This window comes from Acuticoccus sp. I52.16.1 (assembly GCF_022865125.1).
In the GTDB taxonomy this organism is placed as follows: domain Bacteria; phylum Pseudomonadota; class Alphaproteobacteria; order Rhizobiales; family Amorphaceae; genus Acuticoccus.
Genome location: NZ_CP094828.1, coordinates 2863264 through 2886114 on the forward strand (window position 1 = coordinate 2863264; position 22851 = coordinate 2886114).

Annotated in this window: 23 protein-coding genes; 10 read left to right on the forward strand and 13 right to left on the reverse strand. The window is 70.1% G+C overall.

The genetic code is table 11. The features are described from left to right. Window positions 1-150 precede the first annotated feature (150 nt). Both cobS and MRB58_RS12965 read right to left on the reverse strand, forming a co-directional pair. Complete coding sequence (gene cobS, locus MRB58_RS12960; RefSeq protein WP_244777549.1) at window positions 151-1140, reverse strand: cobaltochelatase subunit CobS; 990 nt, start codon at window positions 1138-1140, stop codon at window positions 151-153. Between the two features lie 65 nt (window positions 1141-1205). Beyond that, window positions 1206-1838 carry a J domain-containing protein gene (locus MRB58_RS12965; RefSeq protein WP_244777550.1) on the reverse strand — a complete coding sequence of 211 codons (633 nt, stop codon included), beginning with the start codon at window positions 1836-1838 and terminating at the stop codon, window positions 1206-1208. Between the two features lie 167 nt (window positions 1839-2005). Here MRB58_RS12965 and MRB58_RS12970 point away from each other — a divergent pair, with 167 nt between their 5' ends. After that, the gene (locus MRB58_RS12970; protein ID WP_244777551.1) at window positions 2006-2377 is read left to right on the forward strand and encodes a DUF4870 domain-containing protein; all 372 of its coding nucleotides are present in this window, start codon (window positions 2006-2008) and stop codon (window positions 2375-2377) included. 47 nt (window positions 2378-2424) lie between these two features. On the opposite strand, the gene MRB58_RS12975 is transcribed toward MRB58_RS12970, so the two are convergent. Continuing rightward, window positions 2425-3030: an MSMEG_1061 family FMN-dependent PPOX-type flavoprotein gene (locus MRB58_RS12975; RefSeq protein ID WP_244777552.1), complete on the reverse strand. Its 606-nt coding sequence runs from the start codon at window positions 3028-3030 to the stop codon at window positions 2425-2427. A 110-nt stretch (window positions 3031-3140) separates the two neighbouring features. Between MRB58_RS12975 and MRB58_RS12980 the strand changes: the two genes are divergently transcribed. The 3 genes from MRB58_RS12980 (at window position 3141) to MRB58_RS12990 (ending at window position 6464) form a co-directional block, all read left to right on the forward strand. Next, entirely contained in the window at window positions 3141-4064 is a 924-nt protein-coding gene (locus MRB58_RS12980) for a class I SAM-dependent methyltransferase (RefSeq protein ID WP_244777553.1), read from the forward strand. Between the two features lie 94 nt (window positions 4065-4158). Continuing rightward, complete coding sequence (locus tag MRB58_RS12985; RefSeq protein ID WP_244777554.1) at window positions 4159-5109, forward strand: CorA family divalent cation transporter; 951 nt, start codon at window positions 4159-4161, stop codon at window positions 5107-5109. A 143-nt stretch (window positions 5110-5252) separates the two neighbouring features. Further along, the gene (locus MRB58_RS12990; RefSeq protein ID WP_244777555.1) at window positions 5253-6464 is read left to right on the forward strand and encodes an argininosuccinate synthase; all 1212 of its coding nucleotides are present in this window, start codon (window positions 5253-5255) and stop codon (window positions 6462-6464) included. Window positions 6465-6551: 87 nt separating this feature from the next. Here MRB58_RS12990 and MRB58_RS12995 read toward each other — a convergent pair whose 3' ends face one another. The 8 genes from MRB58_RS12995 to MRB58_RS13030 all read right to left on the reverse strand — a co-directional run bounded on the left by MRB58_RS12995 (window position 6552) and on the right by MRB58_RS13030 (window position 13654). Beyond that, window positions 6552-7784, reverse strand: coding sequence for a M48 family metalloprotease (locus MRB58_RS12995; RefSeq protein WP_244777556.1), 1233 nt, complete (start codon window positions 7782-7784; stop codon window positions 6552-6554). 209 nt (window positions 7785-7993) lie between these two features. Then, window positions 7994-8746, reverse strand: coding sequence for an OB-fold nucleic acid binding domain-containing protein (locus tag MRB58_RS13000; RefSeq protein WP_244777557.1), 753 nt, complete (start codon window positions 8744-8746; stop codon window positions 7994-7996). Window positions 8747-8862: 116 nt separating this feature from the next. Beyond that, complete coding sequence (locus MRB58_RS13005; protein WP_244777558.1) at window positions 8863-9741, reverse strand: 3-hydroxybutyryl-CoA dehydrogenase; 879 nt, start codon at window positions 9739-9741, stop codon at window positions 8863-8865. A gap of 104 nt (window positions 9742-9845) precedes the next feature. After that, on the reverse strand, window positions 9846-10790 hold the full coding sequence (locus MRB58_RS13010) for an electron transfer flavoprotein subunit alpha/FixB family protein (RefSeq protein WP_244777559.1): 945 nt from the start codon (window positions 10788-10790) through the stop codon (window positions 9846-9848). Window positions 10791-10809: 19 nt separating this feature from the next. Further along, window positions 10810-11559: an electron transfer flavoprotein subunit beta/FixA family protein gene (locus MRB58_RS13015; protein WP_244777560.1), complete on the reverse strand. Its 750-nt coding sequence runs from the start codon at window positions 11557-11559 to the stop codon at window positions 10810-10812. 78 nt (window positions 11560-11637) lie between these two features. After that, entirely contained in the window at window positions 11638-12210 is a 573-nt protein-coding gene (locus MRB58_RS13020) for a cob(I)yrinic acid a,c-diamide adenosyltransferase (RefSeq protein WP_244777561.1), read from the reverse strand. Between the two features lie 6 nt (window positions 12211-12216). Further along, the gene (locus MRB58_RS13025; protein ID WP_244777562.1) at window positions 12217-12408 is read right to left on the reverse strand and encodes a twin transmembrane helix small protein; all 192 of its coding nucleotides are present in this window, start codon (window positions 12406-12408) and stop codon (window positions 12217-12219) included. Window positions 12409-12463: 55 nt separating this feature from the next. Continuing rightward, window positions 12464-13654: an FAD-dependent monooxygenase gene (locus MRB58_RS13030; RefSeq protein WP_244777563.1), complete on the reverse strand. Its 1191-nt coding sequence runs from the start codon at window positions 13652-13654 to the stop codon at window positions 12464-12466. A gap of 195 nt (window positions 13655-13849) precedes the next feature. Here MRB58_RS13030 and tesB point away from each other — a divergent pair, with 195 nt between their 5' ends. Next, window positions 13850-14710 carry an acyl-CoA thioesterase II gene (gene tesB, locus MRB58_RS13035; protein WP_244777564.1) on the forward strand — a complete coding sequence of 287 codons (861 nt, stop codon included), beginning with the start codon at window positions 13850-13852 and terminating at the stop codon, window positions 14708-14710. A gap of 87 nt (window positions 14711-14797) precedes the next feature. Here tesB and tsaD read toward each other — a convergent pair whose 3' ends face one another. Then, window positions 14798-15931, reverse strand: a complete 1134-nt coding sequence (gene tsaD / locus MRB58_RS13040) for a tRNA (adenosine(37)-N6)-threonylcarbamoyltransferase complex transferase subunit TsaD (RefSeq protein ID WP_256461671.1) — start codon at window positions 15929-15931, stop codon at window positions 14798-14800. Here tsaD and hemC point away from each other — a divergent pair. The 4 genes from hemC (at window position 15903) to nudC (ending at window position 20105) form a co-directional block, all read left to right on the forward strand. Then, window positions 15903-16832 carry a hydroxymethylbilane synthase gene (gene hemC, locus MRB58_RS13045; protein WP_244777566.1) on the forward strand — a complete coding sequence of 310 codons (930 nt, stop codon included), beginning with the start codon at window positions 15903-15905 and terminating at the stop codon, window positions 16830-16832. The genes tsaD and hemC overlap by 29 nt on opposite strands. A gap of 13 nt (window positions 16833-16845) precedes the next feature. Continuing rightward, window positions 16846-17532 (forward strand): uroporphyrinogen-III synthase, encoded by a 687-nt coding sequence (locus MRB58_RS13050; protein WP_244777567.1) that lies wholly within the window; start codon window positions 16846-16848, stop codon window positions 17530-17532. After that, window positions 17529-19058 (forward strand): heme biosynthesis protein HemY, encoded by a 1530-nt coding sequence (locus MRB58_RS13055; RefSeq protein ID WP_244777568.1) that lies wholly within the window; start codon window positions 17529-17531, stop codon window positions 19056-19058. The genes MRB58_RS13050 and MRB58_RS13055 overlap by 4 nt, the downstream gene beginning before the upstream one ends. A gap of 138 nt (window positions 19059-19196) precedes the next feature. Then, the gene (gene nudC, locus MRB58_RS13060; RefSeq protein ID WP_244777569.1) at window positions 19197-20105 is read left to right on the forward strand and encodes an NAD(+) diphosphatase; all 909 of its coding nucleotides are present in this window, start codon (window positions 19197-19199) and stop codon (window positions 20103-20105) included. Window positions 20106-20123: 18 nt separating this feature from the next. On the opposite strand, the gene MRB58_RS13065 is transcribed toward nudC, so the two are convergent. Then, entirely contained in the window at window positions 20124-21017 is an 894-nt protein-coding gene (locus MRB58_RS13065; protein ID WP_244777570.1) for a prephenate dehydratase, read from the reverse strand. 552 nt (window positions 21018-21569) lie between these two features. Between MRB58_RS13065 and MRB58_RS13070 the strand changes: the two genes are divergently transcribed. Next, on the forward strand, window positions 21570-22790 hold the full coding sequence (locus MRB58_RS13070) for a cytochrome c family protein (RefSeq protein ID WP_244777571.1): 1221 nt from the start codon (window positions 21570-21572) through the stop codon (window positions 22788-22790). Window positions 22791-22851 lie beyond the last annotated feature (61 nt).

The following is a 22851-nucleotide window of genomic DNA, read 5'->3' on the forward strand; positions in this document are numbered from 1 at the left end:
GAGAACTCGCGGACGGCGGCCTCGAACGAGCGGGCCGTCGCACCGAGGCCGATGGTTCCCGTCGGGAACCCTTCGGCATCGTCCATCGCGCAGCGCAGCGGCCAAGCCTCGGTGACGCGCCCGGACGGGGCCGTGCGCTCCGCGCTCTAACTAGTTCATCACCATGTTGTGGCCGGACGACAGCTCCTTGCCGAAGCAGCGCTGGTAGAACTCCGCCACGATGCCGCGCTCGGTCTCGTCGCACTTGTTGAGGAACGAGACCTCGAACGCGAAGCCGATGTCGCTGAAGATGTCGGAATTCTCGGCCCAGGTGATGACCGTGCGCGGGCTCATCACGGTCGACAGGTCGCCGTTCATGAAGGCGTTGCGGGTCATGTCCGCCACGCGCACCATCTTCGACACCATGCTCTGCCCTTCCTTGCCCTGGTAGTGCGGGCTCTTGGCGAGGACGATGTCCACCTCGACGTCGTGCGGCAGGTAGTTGAGCGTGGTGACGATCGACCAGCGGTCCATCTGGCCCTGGTTGATCTGCTGCGTGCCGTGATAGAGGCCCGAGGTATCGCCGAGGCCGATGGTGTTGGCCGTCGCGAACAGGCGGAAGGCCGGGTGCGGGCGGATCACGCGGTTCTGATCGAGCAGCGTCAGCCGGCCGGAGACTTCCAGCACGCGCTGGATGACGAACATCACGTCCGGGCGCCCGGCGTCGTATTCATCGAACACCAGCGCGGTGTTGGTCTGCAACGCCCAGGGCAGGATGCCGTCGCGGAACTCGGTCACCTGCGCGCCGTCGCGCACCACGATGGCGTCCTTGCCGACGAGGTCGATGCGGCTGATGTGACTGTCGAGGTTGACGCGGATGCACGGCCAGTTGAGCCGCGCCGCCACCTGCTCGATGTGGGTCGACTTGCCCGTGCCGTGATAACCGGCGATCATCACCCGGCGGTTGAACTTGAAACCGGCGAGGATCGCTTTGGTGGTGGGCGGGTCGAACACGTAAGACGGGTCGACATCGGGCACATGCTCGGTGCGTTCGGAAAACGCCGGGATCTCCATGCTGCTGTCGATCCCAAACGTCTGGGCCGCAGACACGGTCATGTCCGGCGTAGTGGTCGCCGCGGCGGGCGTCTCTGACATAGTCATCCTCGCGGGGGGTGTCCGCGGTGGAACGCGAACGGACTTAACAAACTAAGGGCTTGCGGCCGCGATCAGCAATACCCTGCACGCCTCAGTGCGTTGTAGGCATTGATGACACTGCGCAGCCGGTCCTCGGAGCTGCGATCCCCCTGGTTTGCGTCAGGATGGTGACGTTTTACAAGTGTTTTGTACCGGGACTTGATCGCCTCTTTCGAGGCGCCCGGCTCCAGCCCCAGCACCTCGAACGCCAGACGCTCCGGCCCGGAGACCCGCCGCGCCTCCTCCACCGGCTCCGCCTCGTGCGGCTCGCCGGTGCCGAAGAGGCCGAACGGATCGTCCATCATTCCGGACCAGGTGTTGCGCGCCGCTCGCGCCTTGCGCCCGCGCACGCCGATGGGCGACGTCGGCCGATGGCCGGTGATCGCGTCGCGCTGGTAGGCGATCACGTCGTCGTCGGTCATCCCGTTGAAGTAGTTGTAGCTCTTGTTGTACTCGCGCACGTGGTCGAGACAGAACCAGTGGAACTGGCCCTCCTTGCCGCGGCCCTTGGGGGCACGATAGGGCGCCTCGGCCTTGCAGCCCTTCGCCTCGCATTGGCGCCCGATGACCGAAGTCTCGGACCCGCCGTCATCCCGTCCGCCGCGGCCGGAGCCCTTCCGGCGCGATGCGCGAATGCGGTCGTATTGTTTGCCCGAGAAGTCCATGGCGCCGATTATGGTGAGGCCGCAATGGGCGAACAAGGACTTGACTTTACGCCCTTAACAGCCCTGGCCGAGCCTGCGTTTGCCCGGCCCCTTTCCGCCGGTGCCGGGCCGCTCCATTCTTGTATAGCGCCGAACCCGCTCCTATTTCCAGACCCATGGAAACGAACATGAATTCGCCGAGAGAAACCTCGTCCCTCAACCAGACCGCCGACGATATCTTCGGAGCATCGCCGTTCAACGCGATGTTGGTGTGGTCGTCGTTCCTGGTGGGATTCTTCGTGCCGATCACGCCGTTTATCGGCGTGGTCTTCGCCTATATCAACCGCCGCAACTCCGACCCCGGTCTGCGCACGCATTACGACGCCGCGATCACCACCTTCTGGGTGACGCTGATCCTCGGCTTCATCGGCGGCATTCTGACCTGGGTGCTGATCGGCTTCCCGATCCTCTTCTTCCTCGCGATCTGGACGATCTGGCGCTCCATCCGCGGCATGATGAAGGCCAACGCGCGTCGGCCGATGTACCCGACCTTCGCGTAGCGACCCTGAAACGCCGGCGCGCGGTTCGCCCCGCGCCGGCCTCCCCTTCACCACATCGTTTCGGCGTGCCGGCGCGGCGCCTGCTCGTCGTAGGTGGCGGCGTCGATCTCCGTGCTGACCGCCTCCAGCATCGCGCCGACGGAGGGCAGCGTCGCCGGGTCGACGTGCCCGTCCGCCCACAGCTTGGAGCGGTTCACCGACTTGGCGCACTGGAAGTAGACCTCGTCCACGTCGACGAAGATCACCGCCCGCGGCCGCTGCTTCTTCATCTCGTACTTCGACGTTTCGGCCTCGTCGGCGGTGATGAAGGCGCGGCCGTTGACCCGCATCACGGTCGGCGAGCCGGGGATCAGGAACATCAGCGATACGCGTGGATCGCGCACGATGTTGCGCAGCGTGTCGACCCGGTTGTTGCCGCGCCAGTCGGGCATCGCGAGGCGGGTCGGGTCGACGATGCGCACCACCGCACCGACGTCGCCACGCGGTGAGCAGTCGAGCCCCTCGGGGCCGACGCTGGCCAGCGCGCAGAACGGCGAGGCTTCGATCCATTCGGCGTAGTATGGCGTGATCGTGCGCGTGACCTTGACCCGCGCCGGCGTCGACACTTCTCCATAGAGCGCTTCCAGCGCGTCGATCGATTCGATCCTGTTCATCACCCGCCTCTCGATTTCCTGATTACGGCCCGTGTTCAATGTCGCGCAATTTCGTATGAATGGCGGGAGTGGCACAAGACGCGCGCGACTGCATCCGGAGAGGCGATCCCATGACGACGACGGCCAAAGCCAGCACGACCACGCGGCAATTCAAGCTCAAGCCGGAGGATCGCGCCTCCGGAGACATGAGCCAGAGCGAGGCCATACAGCATCACTACGACAACGACACGCGCTTCTTCGCGCAGTGGCTCGACCCGTCGCTGACCTACTCGTCCGGGCGCTGGTTCGACCCGATCAGCGGCACGGCCCTCGCCGAGACGCTTTCGCAGGCGCAGGACGAGAAGCTGCGCTTCCACCTCGACGCCGCCAAGGTCGGCGAGGGATCCCGCCTGATCGACATCGGCTGCGGCTGGGGCGCGACGCTGAAAGGCGCGGTCGACCGTGGCGCCACCCGCGCGCTGGGCCTGACCCTGTCGAACGACCAGCTGACGCATATCGAGAGCCAGGGCTGGCCGGGGGTCGAGGCGCGCCTCGAGGACGTCTACGCCTTCCAGCCCGCGGAGCCGTTCACCGCCGCGATCTCCATCGGCGCGTTCGAGCACTTCGCCAAGCCGAACATGACGCGGCCGGAAAAGATCGCCATCTACGGACGGTTCTTCGAGACGATGGCCGGCGCCCTCGCCACCGGGGCCCGCTTCTCGTTGCAGACGATCGTGTGGGAGGACGTCGACTTCGAGCACTCCAACACCTCCCTGCCCGAGACCGTCTTCCCCGAAAGCTCGATCCCCTACATCGAAGAGGTCGTCGAGGCGTCCGCGCCCACCTTCCGCCTCGTCTATCTGGAGAACGACCCGCGCCACTATGCGCAGACGCTCCAGGAGTGGCTGAAGAACATGAAGGCCAAGGAGGCCGACATCGTCGCCGAGTGGGGCGAGGAGAAATACAGCTTCTTCCACGACTACCTGCGCTATTCCCGCCTGGCCTTCACCCGCCGCAAGAACTCGCTGGCGCGCTTCGTCCTGCAGAAGCGCTGAGCGGGCGGACCCGGGAGGAACGCAAAGCACGGCACCGTCGTATCGGCGTAGAGTTTTTCGGGCACGGTGCAGGCAAAGCGGACGCGGAGCCGGCATGTACGCCATCTATCAGGTCACACCCCGAGGGCTGACGCCCACCAGCGTGGACGCGCATGCGCCGGACGTGCCGCTCTGGTACGACCTCGCGCCGCCGGACGAGGCCTCGATGCGGCGGCTGGAGGGATTGTTCGGCATCGCCATGCCGGACTTCCTGGAGCGACAGGAGCTGGAGCCGTCGAAACGGCTGCGGCACCTGGGGGACGTGCTCATCATCACCGCCAGCGTGCCGGCCAGCGAACAGTTCGACCGGCTGACCCCGCTGACCTTCGTGGTCGACGCCAACCATGTGGCCACCCTGCGCGAGACGTTCGACACCGGCTTCGGCGCGGTCGACGGCATCGTCGCGCAGTCGCCGCTGGCGCTGGTGCTGAAGCTGCTCGAGCGGGTGGTGGCGCGCACCGCGGACCGGATCGAGGCGATCGGCACCGTCCTCGAAAGCTCGGTCGCCGAGACGTTCGACACCAGCCTCGACCGCTCGCGCTCGACCACTGCGGTCAAGCGGCTGGTGGCGCGGCTGAGCGAGTTCGGCGGCCAGCTGATGAAGGCGCAGGACTGCCTGATGAGCCTCGCCCGCCTCGGCATCTACCTGTCGCGTCGGCCCGGCGACCGCATCCTCCTCTCCGGGCCGGAGCTGGACCGGCTGGAGGCGCTGCAACGCGACATCCGCGCTCTGCTGGAGCACATCCTGTCGCTCAACAACCGCACCGAGTTCGTGATGAACGCCGCGCTCGGCCTGGTGGCGCTCCAGCAGAACGACGTCATGAAGTTGATCTCCCTGGTCACGGTGATCTTCATCCCGCCGACGCTGATCGCCTCCATCTACGGCATGAACTTCTCCAACATGCCGGAGCTGAGCTGGCGCTACGGGTTCCTGGCGACGCTGGCGGTGATGGCGTCGTCGGCGATCGTGAGCTGCATCATCTTCCGCTGGCGCCGCTGGCTGTAGGCGAACGGTCGGCCGATCGAGCTGCCGCCCGCGGCCGCGAGGATCCCGCTGCGCTTGCGTGGGGGCGCATCCTCGTGGCACACCGCCGCGATCCCCGCGCACACACGACATCGGTGCGCGTTTCCCGCGCACAGACGAAACCCATGACTGACCTGAAAAAGATCGTCCTCGCCTACTCCGGTGGTCTCGACACCTCCATCATCCTCAAGTGGTTGCAGACCACTTACGGCGCGGAGGTGGTGACCTTCACCGCCGACCTCGGCCAGGGCGAGGAGCTGGAGCCGGCACGCAAGAAGGCCGAGATGATGGGCTGCCGCGAGATCTACGTCGAGGATCTGCGCGAGACCTTCGTGAAGGACTACGTGTTCCCGATGATGCGCGCCAACGCGCTCTACGAGGGCGTCTACCTTCTCGGCACCTCCATCGCGCGCCCGCTGATCGCCAAGCGGCAGATCGAGATCGCGCACGAGACCGGGGCGGACGCGGTCTGTCACGGCGCCACCGGCAAGGGCAACGATCAGGTCCGCTTCGAGCTGGGCTACGCGGCGCTCGACCCCAAGATCAAGGTCATCGCCCCGTGGCGCGACTGGGAGTTCAAGTCCCGGACCGACCTGATCGAGTTCGCCAGGCTGAACCAGATCCCGGTGACGAAGGACAAGGAAGGCGAGGCGCCGTTCTCGGTCGACGCCAACCTCCTGCACTCGTCCTCCGAGGGCAAGATCCTGGAAGACCCGGCCGTCGCGCCGCCCAGCATCGTCTACCAGCGCACGATCAGCCCGATGGACGCGCCCGACGAGGCGACCGAAATCTCGATCGACTTCAAGGAAGGCGACGGCGTGGCGCTGAACGGCGAGGCGATGAGCCCGGCGACGCTCCTCACCGCGCTCAACAAGCTCGGCCACGACAACGGCATCGGCCGGCTCGACCTCGTCGAGAACCGCTTCGTCGGCATGAAGTCGCGCGGCGTCTACGAGACGCCCGGCGGCACGATCTACCACGCCGCCCACCGCGCGATGGAGAGCCTGACGCTGGACCGCGGCGCCGCGCACCTCAAGGACGAGCTGATGCCGCGCTATGCGGAGCTCCTCTACAACGGCTTCTGGTTCTCGCCCGAGCGCGAGATGCTGCAGGCGGCGATCGACCAGTCGCAGAAGGATGTCGAGGGCCGCGTGACGCTGACCCTCTACAAGGGCAACGTGATCGTCTCGGGCCGCTCCAGCCCCAGGTCGCTCTACCAGGAGAAGATCGTGACGTTCGAGGACGATGCGGGCGCCTACGACCAGAAGGACGCCGCCGGCTTCATCCGCCTCAACGGCCTGCGCCTGCGCATCCTGGCCGACCGCGACAAGGGCTGACGCCCGGCGTCGCCGGCATCCGTTCGCTGCGAGACGGCACCCGCCGGTCTCGATGAAACGCCGTCCGGTCCCGCCGGGCGGCGTTGTTCATTCGGTGATGAGCTTCACCAGCTCGCCGGCTTCCAGCGTGCGGTCTTCGAGGCCGTTCAGCACCCGGAACAGCGGCACCTTCATCGAAGGTTCGACACCGGTCATGCGCTCGGCCAGCGTCGCCTCCGTCTCGTTCGGACGCACGCCGACGATCCGCACGCGCAGCGGCCGCATCATCGCCCGCTGCGACGGTGAGAGCAGGCGGAACGACATCAGCGTCCGCCGGAACGCGCTCTCGTAGGCGGACGCCGGCCGCGACGAGGCGAAGATGAAGCGGAACACGCGGTTGCGGTCGCGGATCACGCCGATGCGGAACGACCAGCCCTCCACCAGCGCCGAGGCGGTCGCCGCCTCCAGCCCGTCGACCCGCTCCATCCGGACCGAATCTTCGACGAGGCCCTTCACCCAGCCCGACCGCAGGTAGGGGGCCAGCTCGGTGCCGTCCGGCAGCCCCACCGCGTCGAACCGGATCGCTGTGTGCTCGCCGTCCGTCGCCAGAACCGCCTGCGAGGTGTTCTTGAGGACGTACCCCTCCGGCACCGTGAAGGCGATGCCCAGCTCGATGTGCGCGAACTCGCGCCCGCGCACGTACCCCTCGCTGGGGTCGTCGCCATAGAGCATGCCGTTGAGGGCGCGCAGGTAACGCGAGCGGGCGCGCTGGCCAAGCCCCGGCGCCCCGAACTGGCGCGCCACGCGCTTGGCGTTGGACACGCGCGCCGGCGTCGAGGGATGCGAGGAGAGGAAGCCGGGCTTGGTCTCCGTGGCGGTGCTGAGCGAGGGGAGGGCGGCGAAGGACGCCATCGCCTGCAGGAAGCGCGCGGCGGCGAACGGGTCGAACCCGGCCTTGGCGAGGCGCTCCACGCCCAGCCGGTCCGCCTCCAGCTCCTGCTGCTGGCTGAAGGTCGCGAGGCTGAGATCGGCGGTCTTGCGGGTATCCTGCGCGATGTCGGGGTCGATCACCACCTCGCTGACGCGGCGCGCGAGGGCGGCGGCCTCGGCCTGGCGGGCGCGGGCTCGGGCATGGTCGGCGGTGACGTGGGCGATTTCGTGCGAGATGACGGCCGCCAGTTCGCTCTCGTCGGTCGCCAGCGCGATCAGTCCGCGCGTGACGTAGACATCACCCGTCGGCAGCGCGAAGGCATTGATCGCGGGGGAATTGAGGATGGTGACCTGGACCTGGCGCGGCGCGGGGTCGCCGGCGGCCATCAGCCGGTCGACGATCTCGCCCACCAGCCGCTCCAACCCCTCGTTGACGTAGATGCCGCCGTAGGCCCCGATCAGCTTGACGTGCTCGGGGCTGCGGGCGCGGCTGGCGCTCGCGGGGTCGCGCGGCGGCGGGGCGGTGGATGTGACCGACGGCTGCGACTTGGTGCCGGCAATGAGGGGCTGTTCGCCGATCGACCCGCCGCAGGACGCAAGGCTCAGAGCGAGGACGAGCCCTACGGACGCCCTCGCGAGGCGTCCAAGCGCTCGATCTGCGCGGGATGCTCGACCTTGACCAAGCCGCCGTTCCACGCTTCCAGAACACCCCTTACTCGAACCCGCGCGCCTGTCAGCGTGCCGGGTTCTTCCACCCACTTCACTAAGGTCCCTTGCACGATCATGGCGGTGAAGTCGGTCCGCCAATCCGCGCCGAAATTCAGAAAAATCGTCCGGCTCGACCGCCCCACGCTCAGCACCGTCCCCTCGACGAGGACGGTCTGGCCGATACGCGCGAAACGATCCGGCGCACCGGCTGACAGAACGGGATGGCGTTGCGACCACACTCCCTTCGCAGCTCGTTCCGCGCGCCGCTCGGCCATGAACGACGTCTCAAGGCACCCTTCCGACATAACAGCCGGATCGACGAGCGCAAGGCCGCGCGCCAGCAGTTGCGCACGCAGGCTCTCGGTTGTGGCTTTCGGAACAACGTCACCGAGGAGGCGCCCGTGGCGGTCGGCGACGACCTCGCCCCGGAGCGGGCGCAGGAGCACGTCCGCGCCCGTCAGTGCGGCCAAGGCGGGCGCGGCGCCGGGATCGGCGGGCGAAAGATCGGCCAGGCGCAGGAGGCGGCCATCGGCGAGGCGCAGCGTCAACGGGCCTGCGGCGGCGGCCACGGTGGCCGGCTCGCCGGGGCCGAAGCAGTCGTCGGCGGCCCGCGCGGCATCGGCCGACGCGGCGATGATGAAGAGGGCGATGCTCGTCAGCCACACTGCCGCGCGGCGGCGGAGGCGGAAGACGGGCGCGCGCGAGCGCGGAGGGTGTGGCAGGGGGCGTGGTAGGGGGCGGGGCGGCGTGGCGTCTCCTCGGGGGGACACCATCGCCACGCTCACCGCGTCGGGACCGGGGTCTCGCCCCGATAGTCGTAGAAGCCGCGGCCGGCTTTGCGCCCCACCCACCCCGCTTCGACGTATTTCACCAGAAGCGGGCACGGGCGGTACTTGGAATCGGCGAGCCCGTCGTACAGCACCTGCATGATGGACAGGCAGGTGTCGAGGCCGATGAAGTCGGCCAGCTGCAGGGGGCCCATCTTGTGGTTAGCGCCCAGCCGCATCGCCACGTCGATCGCCTCGACCGAGCCGACGCCCTCGTAGAGGGTGTAGATCGCCTCGTTGATCATCGGCAGCAGGATGCGGTTGACGATGAAGGCGGGGAAGTCCTCCGCCGTCGCCGACACCTTGCCCAGCCGCTCCACGAATCCGGCGGCGAGCTTGAAGGTTTCGTCCGCGGTGGCGATGCCGCGCACCAGCTCCACGAACTCCATCACCGGGACGGGGTTCATGAAATGGATGCCGATGAAGCGCTCCGGCCGGTCGGTCGCCGCGGCGAGACGGGTGATGGAGATCGACGAGGTGTTGGTGGCGAGCACCGCCTCGGGCTTCAGGAGCGGACAGACCTGCGCGTAGATCTTGCGCTTGAGCTGCTCGTTCTCGGTCACCGCCTCGATCACGAGGTCGACGTCCGCCAGCTCGTCCATGTTCTCGGACCCGTGGATGCGCTGCACGGCGGCCTTGCGCTCGACATCCTCGATCCGGCCGGAGGAGACTTGCCGGGCCATGTTGCCGGTGATCGTCGCCAGACCCGACTGGATGCGCTCGCGCGCGACGTCGTGGAGGTAGACGTCGAACCCCGCGAGCGCCGCGACGTGCGCGATGCCGTTGCCCATCTGCCCGGCGCCGATGACGCCGATGCTGGTAATGTCGCTCATGAAAGCCGCCGCTGACCGCCGGTATTTATCGTCGATGAAACCGGACTTGCCCGGCACGTCAAGTCGCCGCGCGCCGGACATGGGTCTATCGCGACGGCTCGTGGTCAAGAGGCCTTCTTCTCGAGCTCGGCTTTCAGCTCGGGAATCACGGTGAACAGATCACCCACGAGGCCATAGTCCGCAACTTGGAAAATGGGAGCCTCCTCGTCCTTGTTGATCGCCACGATGACCTTCGAGTCTTTCATACCGGCCAAATGCTGAATGGCACCTGAAATTCCGCAGGCGACATAAAGCTCCGGCGCGACGACCTTGCCGGTCTGACCGACCTGCCAGTCGTTCGGCGCGTAGCCGGCGTCGACCGCGGCGCGCGAGGCGCCGATGGCCGCGCCCAGCGCATCGGCGAGCGGCTCCATGACTTCCTTGAACTTCTCCTCCGAGCCGAGCGCGCGGCCGCCGGAGACGATCCGCTTGGCCGAGGCGAGCTCGGGCCGGTCGGACGCGGCGACTTCCTCACCGACGAAGGTCGAGAGGCCGGGGTCGGCCGCGCCGTCGATCGCCTTCACCTCGGCCGAGCCGCCCTCGCCGGCCGCCTGGAAGGAGGCGGTGCGGATGGTCATGACCTTCTTCGGGTCGGTCGATTTCACGGTCTGGATCGCGTTGCCGGCGTAGATCGGCCGCTTGAAGGTGTCCGCGGAGACGACCTCCATCACGTCCGAGATCTGCATCACGTCGAGCAGCGCGGCGACACGCGGCATGACGTTCTTGCCGAACGTGGTCGAGGCGGTCGCGATCGCGTCGTAGTCGCCCGCGAGCGACACGACGAGGTCGGCGAGCGGCTCGGCGAGGCCGTGCGCATAGGGCTCGCCCGTCACGGTGAGCACGGTCGCGACGCCGTCCAGCGCCGCGGCCTGCCGGGCGGCGCCGTCGGCCCCGTCGCCGGCGATCAGGACATGCACCGGGGCGCCGAGCTGGGCGGCGGCGGCGAGCGCCTTCTTGGCGGAATCATCGAGCTTGCCGCCGGTCTGCTCGGCGATCAGTAGCGTCGTCATTCGTCTTCTCCCGCGGGGGTCAGATGACCCCGGCCTCGTTCTTCAGCTTGTCGACGAGCTCCTCGACCGAGGAGACCTTCACGCCCGCCTGGCGCTGTGCCGGCGGTTCGGTCTTCTCCACGACGAGGCGCGGCTTCACCTCGACGCCGAAATCGGTCGGCGCCTTGGTGTCGAGCGGCTTCTTTTTCGCCTTCATGATGTTCGGCAGCGACGCGTAGCGCGGCTCGTTGAGGCGCAGGTCCGTCGTGACGATGGCGGGGGCCTTCAGGTCGATCGTCTGCAGGCCGCCGTCGATCTCGCGCGTGACCTTGATGCTCTCGCCCGCGACCTCGACCTTGGAGGCGAAGGTGCCCTGAGCCCAGCCCAGGAGCGCGGCCAGCATCTGGCCCGTCTGGTTGCAGTCGTCGTCGATCGCCTGCTTGCCGAGAATGACCAGCCCCGGCGCCTCTTCGCCGACGATGCCCTTGAGGATCTTGGCGACGTCCAGCGGCTCGACGGTCTCGTCGGTCTGGACCAGGATGGCACGGTCGGCGCCCATCGCGAGCGCCGTGCGCAGCGTCTCCTGCGCTTTGGCCGGACCGATCGACACGGCCACGACCTCGGTCGCGGTCCCCGCTTCCTTGAGCCGAAGCGCCTCTTCGACGGCGATCTCGTCGAACGGGTTCATGCTCATTTTCACATTCGCCAGATCGACCCCGGAGCCGTCGGGCTTCACTCGGATCTTGACGTTGTAGTCGACGACCCGCTTGACGGGGACAAGAACCTTCATCGCCTCCGCTCGCCTTTCTCAAAATTTGGGGCAGGGCCGGGACGCTAGTCCCGGCATGGCCCGAAGTCAAACAGCTGGTTAACCGCTCCGGCTCTGTCCCGGAACCCAGAGGACATCGGCCTTCCCGTCCTCGTTGGCAACGCGTGCGGCGACGAACAATAGGTCCGATAGCCTATTGATATAGCGCAGGGCCGGTTCGCCAACCGTTTCGGTCTGCGCCAGCTCGACGATCAGCCGCTCGGCGCGGCGGCAGACGGTGCGTGCCAGATGCAGCTGCGCCGACAGCATCGTCCCGCCCGGCAACACGAACGATTTCAAGGGATCGAGGCGGGCGTTGAGCAGGTCGATCTCCCGCTCCAGCCGCGTCACCTGCGAGGCGTCGATGCGCAAGGGATCGTAGGGCAGGTCGGTGCCGCTGGGTGTCGCGAGGTCGGCACCGAGGTCGAACAGGTCGTTCTGAACGCGCATCAGCATGTCGCCCAGGAGCCGGTCCGTGCAGGCGGCGCGGGCACAACCGATCACGGCGTTGGTTTCGTCCACGGTCCCGTAGGCGGAGACGCGCAGGTCGAACTTCGAGCGCCGCTCGCCGGAGCCCAGGCCGGTGGACCCGTCATCGCCGGTGCGCGTGTAGATCTTGTTCAGCGTTACCATCAGGAATTACCCGGACGTGAAATAAAGGGCCGTCATCGCGATCACGATCGCGATGAACTGTAGGAGAACGCGCATCCGCATCAATGCCTGAGAGCGATTCGGCGACCCGCCGCGCACCATGTTCCAGAGCCCCGCGAGGAGGACGATGGCGACCGCGGCGGCCAGAACGACGGTGATGAAGATGACGAAGGTCGGCATGGGTGGTCTCGGTCTCGGTCTGAAGTGTCTCGGGTCGGGCGAGGGGAATGACGGGTCAGATGGCCTCGCCGCGCATCAGGCGCGGCAGCTCGCCCTCCACGCCCGCCGCCTCGCGCATGAAGAGGGACTTCAGCTTGCCGCGTTCCTCCACCAGCCCGAGCGCCACGGACCGCGCCGCGCGCAGCAGGTCCGACTTGCGGGAGAAGATGGTGTTCAACCCATCGGTGACCAGGGCCATCTGCACCGTGTCGGCACGACGGCGCTTGGCGTAGCGCGGCAGGCCGGCCACCGGGTCCTCGCCGATGCGCGCCGATTCGATCAGCGTCTCGGCCAGCACCGCGACGTCGCGCAGGCCGAGGTTGAGCCCCTGCCCGGCGAGCGGGTGGATCACGTGCGCCGCGTCACCCGCCAGCACCACGCGGCCGGCGACGAGCTCGCGCGCCATCATCGCGCCGAGCGGGTGGGCGACCAGCGGGCCGTCCACCGTGATGCGCCCCAGCGAGAGGCCGAAGACGCGCTCGATCTCGAGCCCGGCCAGCATCGGGTCCATGCGGGCGAGGTCGGCCGCGAACTCCGCCCGCTCGGTCCACACGATCGACGAGCGGCGCCCGGTCAGCGGCAGCATGGCGAAGGGGCCGGCGGGGAGGAAATGCTGCGTCGCGATCCCGCCGTGGTCCAGCTCGTGGGATACCGTGCCGGCGATGCCGCACTGGCGGTAGTCCTTCTGCACGACCTCGATCCCGGCGATCTGCCGCATCTTCGAGTTGCGCCCGTCGGCGGCGACGAGGATATCGGCCGCCACGGTCGACCCGTCCGAGAGTTCGAGCGTCACGCCGCGCTCGTCCTCGTCGTAGAAGGTGGCGACGGCGGGGGTCTCCTCGATGCCGAGGGCGGCGCAGCGGGCGACGAGAGCGGCGAACAGCGTCTCGTTCGGCACCATGTGGCCGAAGGGGTGCCCGTCGGTCTCGCCCTCGAAGGTCAGCACCTCGGGGCGGACGAGGTCGCCGTCGGCACTGTCGGTGATGACCATGCCGCGCATCGGCTCGGCCTCGGCGGCGACGGCGGGCCAGACGCCGACCCGCGCCATCATCCGGCGCGCCGAGGCGGCGAGGGCGCTGGCCCGTTCGTCGCGCGGCGGGCGCGGCCCGGCGATCAGGCGCACGGCGAGGTGGGACTGGCTGGCGAGCGCCACCGCCAGCGTCCGCCCCACGATGCCACCACCCGCGATCGCAATCGTCCGACCCATCGTCGCCTCCCGCCTCCGCCCCGCTCGGGCGCACATTCCATACCCCGCGCGGGGCGCATCTTGTAGCCCGCCGACCGACGGGCGGCCCGCGTGGCCGGCGATCGCGCATCATCGCGCATCGGTGCAATGCGTTGCACTGCCGCGATCCTCGTGACAGCCTCCGGCGGATCCTGCAACCGAGCCCGACTGACCACGATGCGCGCCGCGATCGAAGAACTCCTGACCCTCCTCGACCTGGAACCGCTGGAACACAACCTGTTCCGCGGTCGCAGCCCCCAGGCGGGCTGGCAGCGCGTCTTCGGCGGGCAGGTCATCGGCCAGTCGCTGGCGGCCGCCAACCGCACGGTGGACGGGCGCTACTGCCATTCGCTGCACGGTTATTTCATGCGCCCCGGCGACCCTGGTGTGCCGATCATCTACCAGGTGCAGCGCCTGCGCGACGGCCGCTCGTTCTCGACCCGCCTCGTCACCGCGATCCAGCACGGCGAGGCGATCTTCACCCTCATGGCCTCCTACCAGGTCGAGGAGGAGGGCTACGAGTTCGCCTTCGAGATGCCGGAGGTGCCGGGGCCCGACGAGCTTCCCGCCGAGGACGAGCTGCGCCGGCTCATCAACGAGCGCGCGCCCGAGGAGATCAAGCGCTACTTCGACCGGCCGCGCCCGCTGGAGCTGCGCCCCACCGAACTCGCCCACTACTTCACGCACGACAAGCTGCCGCCCCGTCAGCACTTGTGGATGCGCGCCACCGACCACCTGCCCGACGACGTCCTGATCCATCAGGCGGCGCTGGCCTACATGTCGGACATGACGCTGCTCGACACGTCCCTCTTCGCGCACGGCCTCTCGGTGTTCTCCAAGGAGGTCATCTCCGCGAGCCTCGACCACGCGATGTGGTTCCACCGCCCCTTCCGCGCCGACGAGTGGCTGCTCTACGCCACCGACGCCCCCTCGACCTCGGGTGCGCGCGGGTTCACGCGGGGCTTCTTCTTCAAGCCGGACGGCACGCTCGTCGCCTCGACGGCACAGGAAGGCCTCATCCGCCGCCGCACCCGCTAGCGACGCGGCCGGGGACGCGGCTGGGGCGCCGCTCGCCCGGCGCCTTGCCTGACGCCCGCACGGGGGCGCGGCGGGCGGTGCACCGGGTCAGGCCTTGGCGCCGCGCTTGCCGGCGCCGATCATCGGCGCCGCCGTCGCGTCCAGCGGCCAGCGGGAGCGGACCCGCGGCGCGGTTGCGGCGATCCCGGCCGCTTCGCGCTCGATCGCGGTGTAGGCGATCATCGCGCCGTTGTCGCCGCACAGCGCCAGCGGCGGCGCGGCGAAGGGGAGGCCGTGCCGCGCGGCCACGGTGGCCAGCGCCTCGCGCAGCACCGCGTTGGCCGCCACGCCGCCGACCGCCACCAGCGCCTGCGGCACCTCGCCGAGGGCGGCGAAGGCTTCGAGCGCGCGGGATGCCTTGGCGGTCAGGTGCCGCGCCACCGCGTCCTGGAAGGAGGCGCAGATGTCGGCGATGTCCTGCTCGGTGAGGGGGGCGGTGGCTTCGGCGGCGAGGCGGACCGCCGTTTTCAGCCCCGCGAACGAGAGGTCGCAGCCCTCCCGCTTGGCGAGCGGGGCGGGGAAGGCGAAGCGTTTCGGATCGCCGCTCTGCGCCGCCGCCTCCACCGCCGGCCCACCGGGATAGCCGAGGCCGAGGAGCTTGGCCGTCTTGTCGAAGGCTTCGCCCGCCGCGTCGTCGATCGTGCCGCCCAGGCGCCGGTAGACCCCCGGCCCGAGCGCAGCGACGAACTGCGCGTGCCCGCCCGACACCAGCGCCACGCAGTAGGGAAAGGCCACCTTGTCCGACAGTCGCGGCGACAGGACGTGCGCTTCGAGGTGGTTGACCGGGATGAACGGTAACCCGCGCGCCGCTGCGAGCGCCCGGCCGAAGGTCGCGCCCACCAGCAGCCCGCCCAGGAGGCCCGGCCCCGCCGTGGCGGCGACGTGGGTGATCGCGTCGAGCCCCAGCCCCGCCGCGCCCAGCGCCTCTCGGGTCACGCGGTCGATCGTCTCACCGTGGGCGCGGGCGGCGATCTCCGGTACGACGCCGCCGTAGGCCTGATGCAGATCGATCTGGCTCAGCACCACGTTGGCGAGGATCTCCGCCTCGCCCGGGGCGCCGCGCACCACGGCCACGGCACATTCGTCACAACTCGTCTCGATGCCGATGACGTGGGGTTTCGGAGCCCCGGCTGGTCCCCTATTCTCAGCCTCAATGTCCACGCTCACATCCTCATCGCCCATCCGCATCGGCACTCGCGGCAGCCTCCTCGCGGTCGCGCAAGCCGAAATGGTCGCTGCTCAACTAGCAAGTCGCGGCGCCGTGAGCGAGATCGTCGTCATCAAGACCACCGGCGACAAGGTGCTCGACCGCCCGCTGTCCGAGATCGGCGGCAAAGGGCTCTTCACCAAGGAGATCGAGGCCGCGCTGACGGAGCGCCGGATCGACTGTGCCGTCCACTCCGCCAAGGACCTCGAGACGATCCTGCCCGCCGAGCTCACCCTCGGCGCCTTCCTGCCGCGCGAGGACGTGCGCGACGTCTTCATCGGCCGCGGCGGAATGACGCTCGCCGAGCTGCCGCCGGGCGCCACGGTGGGGACGGCATCACTGCGCCGGCAGGCCCTGGTCCGCCGCGCCCGGCCGGATCTCAAATGCGCCGTCCTGCGCGGTAACGTGCAGACACGGCTCAAGAAGCTCGAAGCCGGGGAGTGCGACGGCACGCTGCTGGCGCTCGCCGGCCTCAACCGCCTCGGCATCCCCCAGATCGCGACCGAAATCCTCGACCCCACGGTCTTCGTCCCGGCCTGCGCGCAAGGCGCCATCGCGGTGGAGATCCGCCGCGACGACGACCGCATGATCGAAGCCTGCCGGGCGATCGACGACCGCGCGACCGAGCGCACGGTTCAGGCCGAGCGCGGTTTCCTCGCGGCGCTCGACGGGTCGTGCCGCACGCCCATCGCCGGCCTCGCGACGATCAGCGGCGAGGATATCGAACTGATCGGCCTCGTCGCCGCGCCGGACGGGACGCGGGTGGAGGAGATCACCGGCCGCGGCCTCGTCACCGAGGCGGCCGAGATGGGCTACGACGCCGGCCGCCGCCTGCGGGCGCGCGTCGGCGAAGGCTTCTTCGAGCTCCTCGCGTGAGGGGAGGGCGGCCATGACCCCGGGTTCCGCACCGGGCCTGGTCGTCGCCGTCACCCGGCCGGAACCGCAGGCCTCCGGGACCGTCGCCCGCCTCGCCGAGCGCGGCTTCAGCCCCGTGCCGGCGCCGCTGCTGGAGGCGGTCGCGGCCGACCCGCCCGGCGCGGCCGACGGGATCGGTGCCCTGGCCCTGACGAGCCGCACTGCCGCGCTCATGCTGGCGCCGTTCGCGGCCTTCCACCGCATCCCGGTCTACGCCGTCGGCACCGCCACCGCGCGGGAGGCGCGCCGCGCCGGCTTCGAGACGGTGGCCGACGCGGCCGGGACCGTGGACGATCTCGTCGCCCGCCTCGCGGATGCGCCGGGGCTGGTGGTCCACATGGCCGGGGAGCAGCACACCGGCGATCTGGTCGAGCGGCTCGTCGCGGCCGGCCGGCCGGCGAGCCGCCGCATCGTCTACTCGATGGCGCCGCGCACCCTCCCCGCCGTCGAGCGGGTCGACGTCGTGCTTCTCTTCTCGCCCCGCACCGCGCATGTCTTCGTCGCCGAGGCGACGGCGCCGCCCTGGTCCACGGCCCGCCTGATCGCGATGTCGGACAAGGTCGCCGCCGTCGTCGCCGGACGGGCTGTGACGGTCGCCGCCGCGCCGACCGAGGCGGCGATGCTCGCCGCGCTGACGACCGGCAGCGGGGAGCGCCGATGATCCGGCTGCTGGCGCTCATCCTCGCCCTCGGGCTCGCCGCGGCGGGGGCGGCCTGGGTGGCCGACCGGCCGGGCCGCGTCGAGGTCGAGTGGATGGGGACGTCGCTCTTTCTCTCGGCGGGCGAGGCGCTGGGGATCCTCGGCGGTGGCTTCGTCGCGCTCTATGTGCTGATCGAGATCGGCCGGGGGCTGGTGTCGCTGCCGCGGCGGTTGAGCCGCCGGGCCGCCGACAAGCGCCGCGAACGGGCTCTCGCCGCATTGGGGGACGGCTTCCTCGCGGTGGCCGCCGGCGATCCCGGCGCCGCCTCCCGCGCCGCGGACGAGGCCGAGCGTGTCGCCCCGGGTGCGCCGCTGACGACGCTGCTCGCCGCGCAGGCTGCGCAGATGCGCGGCGACCGGGCCGCCGCCGAGGCTCGCTTCACGGCTATGACCGAGGCGCCGGAGACGCATATCGTCGGCCTGCGCGGCCTCGCCATGGAGGCGACCCGCGCGGGCGACACCGCCGCCGAGCGCGCCCACGCCCGGGCCGCCAACGCTGCCGCCCCGCAGATCCCCTGGGCCGCGACCGCCGCCTTCCGTGCCGCCACCGCCGAGCGCCAGTTCGAGGAGGCCCTGCGCCTCAACGACGAGGCGCTGCGCCACAAGCTGGTCGACCGCCCGACCTGGAAGCGGCGCAAGGCGGTGCTGCTGACGGCATTGGCCAAGGCCGCGCAAACGCCGCAGGACGCCCGCCGCAAGGCGGTCGAGGCGCACGGCCTCGCCAAGGACCTCGTCCCCGCCGCGGTGCTCGCCGCCCGCGTGATGGCGGCCCAGGCGACCCGCCGCGCCCAGACCATCGTGCAGACCACCTACCGCCTCGCCCCGCATCCGGAGCTGTTCGCCGCGGCGCTGGCCATCGGCGACGCGCAAGGGGCGGCGGCACGGCTGAAGCGGGCGGAAGCCCTGGCGGCACTGCGCCCCGAGCACATCGAGAGCGCGCTGGGTGTGGCCGCCGCCGCTCGGGCCGCGCGCGAGTTCGAGGCCGCCCGCGCCGCGCTCGCCCCGTTCCTTACCGAGCGCCCGACGCAGCGCGTCTGCGTCGCGATGGCGGAGATCGAGGCGGCCGCCAGCGACGGCAGCGAGGGCGCGGTGCGCGAGTGGCTGGCCCGCGCGGTGCGCGCCCCGCGTGACCCCGCCTGGGTGGCCGACGGCGTCGCCTTCGACGAGTGGGACGCCGTCTCGCCCGTCACCGGCGCGCTGGACGCCTTCGCCTGGCGCCTGCCGGAGGGCGCGGCGACAACCCCCGGCCCGTCCATCGACCTCACCGCGCTCACCCGTGCGTTGCCGGCGGTCGCACCTGCCGGCGAGCCCGCCGGATTGCCCCGAGCCGGCGAGACGGGGGGCGCACCAGGCGGTGCGGCGCGGCTGCCGACGCCGCCCGCCGCACCCTCGGTCAGCGAACGCGACCGCGCCGCCGATCAGGAACGCGACACGCTGACCGGACCGCGCGCCAGCGTCCCGCGCGCCGCTTCGCCCTCGCCGTCCTGACCGGCGGGCCGTTCCTTCCGCGTCCCACTCCCAGCCTCCCGCAGCCCCTGTGGCGCACCGTCGCCGCCAAGAGCCCAGCCGTCCGGTCCCCGAGGGGTGCCGGTCGCCATGGCCGAGAAAATCGAATAACGAGATCCCATGACTCTACGCTACCCACCCGTCGACGCCTCCGGACAACTGGCCTACGGCCGCAACGCGCTGGACCGCATGAGCGAGCGGCGCGACGACACTGCGCTCCTCACCTCGCTGCGCCGCGATCCGGACGCCCGCGCGGTCGTCTTCGCCGGCGATCTTCTGGTGCTGCGCCCCGGCGGCGGCCTCTACACCCGCGCCGAGGCGGAGGCACTCGGTGCCGACTGGGACGCGGCGACCTTCCTCGGCGCCGGCGACGCCGGCCCGATCTTCGGCTGTGCGATCGCGGAGTCCGAGCTGCTCGAGACCAAGACGCTGCGCAACGTCGCCATCGAGGGCGACCTGCCGATCGATCTCCTCGGCCCCGCGGCGCAGGCCTCGGCACTGCTGCGCTGGCACCGCACGCACCGCTTCTGCGGCCGCTGCGGACACGAGACGACACTCGGCCAGGCCGGCTACAAGCGCGACTGTCCCAACTGCGGCGCGATGCACTTCCCGCGCACCGACCCGGTGGTCATCATGGTGGCGATCGACGGCGAGCGCTGCCTGCTCGGACGTCGCGCGGGGATGCCCTTCTATTCGAGTCTCGCCGGCTTCATGGAGCCGGGCGAGACGATCGAGGCGGCGGTCCGGCGCGAGATCTTCGAGGAGTCGGGCGTGCGCACCGGGCGCGTGATGTACTACGCCAGCCAGCCCTGGCCGTTTCCGACCAACCTGATGATCGGCTGCTTCGCCGAGGCGATCTCCACCGAGATCGATCCGCGCGACCTGGAGCTGGAGGACGTGCGCTGGTTCGACCGGGCGGATCTTCCGGCGATGATCGCGGGCAAGAACCCGCCCTTCGCGGTGCCGGGCCCGTTCTCGATCGCCCACCACCTCATCAAGACCTACGCCGAGCACGGCGCGCCCGTCTGATCCGGGCGCGCGGCGCGTCTATTCGGCCGGGCCGGTGCCCGGCCGCAACGGGCGGTTCTCGGCCGGCTCGCGGATCGTCTCGCGGAAGGCGGCCGCGGGATAGGTGCCGAGGATGCGCACGTGCGCGGAGAAGAAGCGCAGTTCCTCCAGCGCCAGCGCCACCGACTCGTCCTCCGGGTGGCCTTCGACGTCGGCATAGAACATCGACACGAAGAATTGCCCGCCGGTCTGGTAGCTCTCCAGCTTCACCATGTTGACGCCGTTGGTGGCAAATCCGCCGAGCGCCTTGTAGAGCGCCGCCGGCACGTTGCGCACGCGGAACAGGAACGAGGTCATCACCGGGGTGTCGCGCGGCGCCGGCTCCGGCTCCGCGGCCATGACCACGAAGCGGGTCGTATTGTGCGCCTCGTCCTCGACGTCGCTCCTGATGATGTCGAGCCCGTAGATCTCGGCCGCGAGGCGCGAGGCGATGGCGGCCGCCGTCGGGTCGCCGGTCGCCGCGATCTGGCGTGCCGAACCGGCGGTGTCGGCCGCGACCACCGGCGTCAGCCCCAGCGAGCGCAGCGTGCGGCGGCACTGGCCCAGCGCCTGCACGTGGCTGTAGACGCGCGTCACCTTCTCCAGCGGCGCGCCGGGCAGGACCATCAGCTGGTGGCGGATCGGCAGGAAATATTCGCCCACGAAGTGCACGGTGGACGTGGGCAGCAGCGAGTGGATGTCGGCGACGCGGCCGGCGCTCGAGTTCTCGATCGGGATCATCGCGTAGCGCGCGGCCCCGCCTTCAACGGCGGCGAAGCAGTCCTCGAACGTCGGCTGTGCCTGGGCGTCCATGTCGGGGAACATCTCGCGCGCGGCGATGTGCGAGTTGGCACCGGGTTCGCCCTGGTAGACGACGATGTCGGTGGCGGTCATCGGGCGGCGGCCGGGGCGATCCGAGGGCACCGCGCGGCGGCGGCGGTGGGGCGCGGGTTCGGTCTATCGGGGGACGCGAGGCGCACGGCCGGCCGTCCATCGGCGGCCGACGAGCGGGGGAGGGTCACGGAAATTCGGTCCTTCTGGGCGTGGGGTCGGTGATGCTCGGGGGCACCATCGTGGGAATCCGACGAAGGTTCAATCGATCAACGGCGTCGAATTGTTGCGGAACGGTTACTATCGATGAGGCAAATTACAATCTCTAGGTGCCGTTTCGGCGTGCCGGATCGCTGTGAACTGCGCCACGAGGTGGGCCAGTGCGCGCTTTTCGATGGACGGATCGTGCCATCTTGCGGCATTCAGGACGCGCGAGGGGTGGCAACCTATACGGGAGCCGATCCGATTTGATACGGCGTGCGCGTCGCTCTATAGCTGGCTCGACTTCGACCGATTCTACAATGGCGCGCGGCCCGGCCGGCGCCGGCGGGGTCCGGGCGAGGGAGGTCACGGCAAGATGAGCAGACGGCGAACGAGCAAAGGTCTGGAACACGAATGAACTCTTTCGAAATCAACAAATTCGTTGGCGCGCTGCTCGCCGCGCTGGTGTTCATCATGGGCCTCAGCGTGCTGTCTGAAATCGTCTTCGACGAGGAAGCCCCCGAAAAGGCCGGCTACGAGATCGCCATCGAGGAATCCGAGGGCGGGGCCGAGGAAGAGGCCGTCGTGCCGCTGCCGGTCCTCCTGGCGAGCGCCGATGTCGACGCCGGCACGCGCACGGCCCGCCAGTGCCAGTCCTGCCACACGTTCGACGACGGCGGCGCCAACGGCATCGGCCCGAATCTGCACGGCGTGGTGGGCCGCGAGATCGCCGCGCACGAAGGCTTCAGCTATTCCGGCGCGCTGAAGGAATATGGCGCCGGCGAGCCGTGGACCTACGAGAAGCTGAACCACTTTCTGGAGAACCCGAAGAAAGAGGTTCCGGGCACGATCATGAGCTTCGCGGGCCTGCGCAAGCCGGAGGATCGCGCCAACGTGCTGGCCTTCCTGAAGTCGCAGTCGCCCGACGCCCCGGCCTTCCCGGAGCCCGCCGTCGAGGACGCCTCCGCCGAGGGCGAGCCCGCCGCCGAGGGTGACGCTGCCGCCGAGGGCGAGGCCGCCGCCGAGGCTGGTGGGGCCGATGCCCCCTCCGCCCAGGCCGGCGAAGCCACCGCCCAGGAAGCCCCCGCCGCCTCGGGCGATCCGGCCACGGACGAAGCCCCGGCCGAAAACGCCGAGCCCGCCACGACCGAGGAGCCTGCCGCAGCTGAGGAGCCCGCCGCAGCCGAGGAGCCCGCCGCGACCGAGGAGCCTGCCGCAGCCGAGGAGCCCGCCGCAGCCGAGGAGCCCGCCGCGACCGAGGCGCCTGCCGCGACCGAGGCGCCCGCCGCGACCGAGGCGCCTGCCGCAGCCGAGGAGCCCGCCGCGACCGAGGAGCCCGCGGCGACCGAGGCGCCTGCCGCGGCCGAGGAGCCCGCGGCGACCGAGGCGCCCGCCGCGACCGAGGAGCCTGCCGCGACCGAAGAGCCCGCCCCTGCGGAGACGCAGGAGCCCGCGAGCGAGGAGCGTACCGAGGCACCGGCGACGACCGACACCGCGGCAGCTCAGCCTGAGGCCCCGGCCGCCACGCAGACCGCCGAGGCCCAGACCGCCCCGGCGAGCGCCGACGACGTGACCGTGACCGACGCCGAGCCCGCCAGCGTCGAAATCGTCAACCCGGCGCGCGCCGCCGACTGACGTCACCGGCGGGGCCCGCGCCCCGTCCCCCCGATCGGCGGCCGATGCCTCCCAACGGGCG